This window comes from Chrysiogenia bacterium (genome assembly GCA_020434085.1).
Lineage (GTDB): Bacteria > JAGRBM01 > JAGRBM01 > JAGRBM01 > JAGRBM01 > JAGRBM01.
Genome location: JAGRBM010000599.1, coordinates 1 through 1,982, shown reverse-complemented (window position 1 = coordinate 1,982; position 1,982 = coordinate 1). Strand labels below are relative to the sequence as shown.

The window sequence follows — 1,982 nt, the reverse complement described above, 5'->3', positions numbered from 1 at the left end:
TCGGGCACGATCTCGTCGCTGACGATGTCGGAAATCGCCACGCGGCCGCCGCGCTTCAAAACGCGGTGCATCTCGGCGAACATCTGGCGCTTGTGGTCTTCGCGCACGAGGTTGAGCACGCAGTTGGAAACGATCACGTCGACCGAGTCGTCGGGGATGAGCGGGCTCTCCTTGCGCTGCGCGGCGCACCAGTTTTCGAATGCATCCCAGTCTTCGCTGGTGCGCACCGGATGATCTGCGAGATAGGCCTCGGCCTTGCCCCAGTCGAGGGCCAGGTCCTGGATGCGGCCCTTGCGGAAATCCACCACGTCGTAGCCGAGTTTTTCCGCCATCTCGCCCTTGTACTTGCGCGCAAGGGTGAGCATGTCGTCGTTCATGTCCACGCCGATGACGTGGCCGTCGGCGCCGACTTTCTGCGCGGCGATGTAGCAGATCTTTCCGCCGCCCGAGCCGAGGTCGAGCACAGTCTCGCCCGCGCGCACATGTTCGGAGGGATCGCCGCAACCGTAGTCGCGCTCGAGGATTTCCTCGGGAATGATCTTGAGATACTTCGGGTCGTACTCGACCGGGCAGCAGAGCGCTTCTTCGCGCTTCCGGGCGCCGGCGCTGTAGCGCTCGCGGACGATCTCTTCGACGCTTCGGGCTTCTGTGCTGGACATGCTGATTCCTCGTTGGGTGCCGGCTTGCCTGCCGGGCAAATTCTTCGCCCCGCCTGATAGCACATGCCGGGTGGGGCGGGCTTCCTGGTCCCTGTTTGATGCGCGGAATCCGGGAAAGCTGCCGGATTCTACCGGATTTGGAGCGTTCTTATTCCCTTAATAATTTCGGCAGGTTGTGCGAATGGAAACTCCGTTGCACCGCCCGGCCCACCGGCGCATCCAACAGGGTGCCCCGGCGGGAATAGGAATGCGCCGCCGCGGGTAAGACTCTACAGTGCCGGGGGAGCGCCCATGCGCCGAAACAGGAAACTCAGCCGGGAAGATTTTCAGGAACTCACGTTTCCGCATCTTCCCATGCTCCGGCGCCTGGCGCTTCGGATGGTGAGAAACGAGGCCCTGGCCGACGACCTGGTGCAGGAGACCTTTCTGCGGGCGTGGAAATACCGCGCGAGCCTGGATCCCAGCGCCAACGTGCGGGCCTGGCTCTGCCGGATCCTCACCAACGAGGCCGCCCGCGAGATGGGCCGCAACCGGATTGCCGAGGCCGATTTCGACGTCTCGGAACTCGACGCCGTGCCCAAGGCCGCGTGGGTTTACCAGGATGCGCTGCCCGATCAGGATCTCCTTGACGCGCTCGAGGGACTGCCCACCGAGTTCTCGGGCGCGCTGATGCTGCACTCGATCGAAGGGTTTTCCTACAAAGAAATCGCCGAGGTGCAGAAGGTTCCGATCGGAACCGTGATGAGCCGGCTCCACCGCGCGCGCCAGATGATGCGGCGCGCGCTGACGCAAACAGGGGACAAAAGCAGGACGGAGAGATTGAGGGTAGTGGAATGAACTGCCAGGAAACACGCAGATACCTGCTCGCGCATCTGGATGGGGAACTCGATGCGAAAACGTCGTTCGACGTGCAGGACCATCTGGAGGGGTGCGCAGCGTGCGCGGCCGAGGCAAAGGCCGTTGCCCGCGAGAGCGAGCAGCTCGTCCGCGCGCTCGCCGGGCCGGATGCGCCGGTCAACGAACTCGAACGGCGCATCGAACACGCACTGATTGGCGCCGAGCGAGAGGAACGCCGCGCCGGTCGCAAGCTCTTTTTCCGCTCGGGCCTGGCTCTTGCGGCGAGCGTCGTGCTCGCCTTGGGGCTCTACTTCTCGCTGGGCCAGCCGGCGCTGCTGCATGCCGCCGACTACGTGGGCCAGCACCACCACTGCATCCACATCATCTTCGCGGGCGAGGACGACCACGACCGCACCGAGCACGAGGACGAGCTCGACCGCGCGCTCGTGCCCGAGCCCGTGGAAGCGCGGCTGACGCGCACAGGCT

3 protein-coding genes are annotated in these 1,982 nt (G+C 64.6%); 2 read left to right on the top strand and 1 reads right to left on the bottom strand.

Features of this window, described 5'->3' with window-relative positions; genetic code table 11:
• A partial coding sequence (locus KDH09_19565; protein ID MCB0221906.1) for a methyltransferase domain-containing protein occupies positions 1–659 on the bottom strand: 659 nt, incomplete at its 3' end.
• A 291-nt stretch (positions 660–950) separates the two neighbouring features.
• Here KDH09_19565 and KDH09_19560 point away from each other — a divergent pair.
• Together KDH09_19560 and KDH09_19555 are read left to right on the top strand one after the other, a co-directional pair.
• Entirely contained in the window at positions 951–1,496 is a 546-nt protein-coding gene (locus tag KDH09_19560) for a sigma-70 family RNA polymerase sigma factor (protein MCB0221905.1), read from the top strand.
• A partial coding sequence (locus tag KDH09_19555; protein ID MCB0221904.1) for a zf-HC2 domain-containing protein occupies positions 1,493–1,982 on the top strand: 490 nt, incomplete at its 3' end. The genes KDH09_19560 and KDH09_19555, both read left to right, overlap by 4 nt.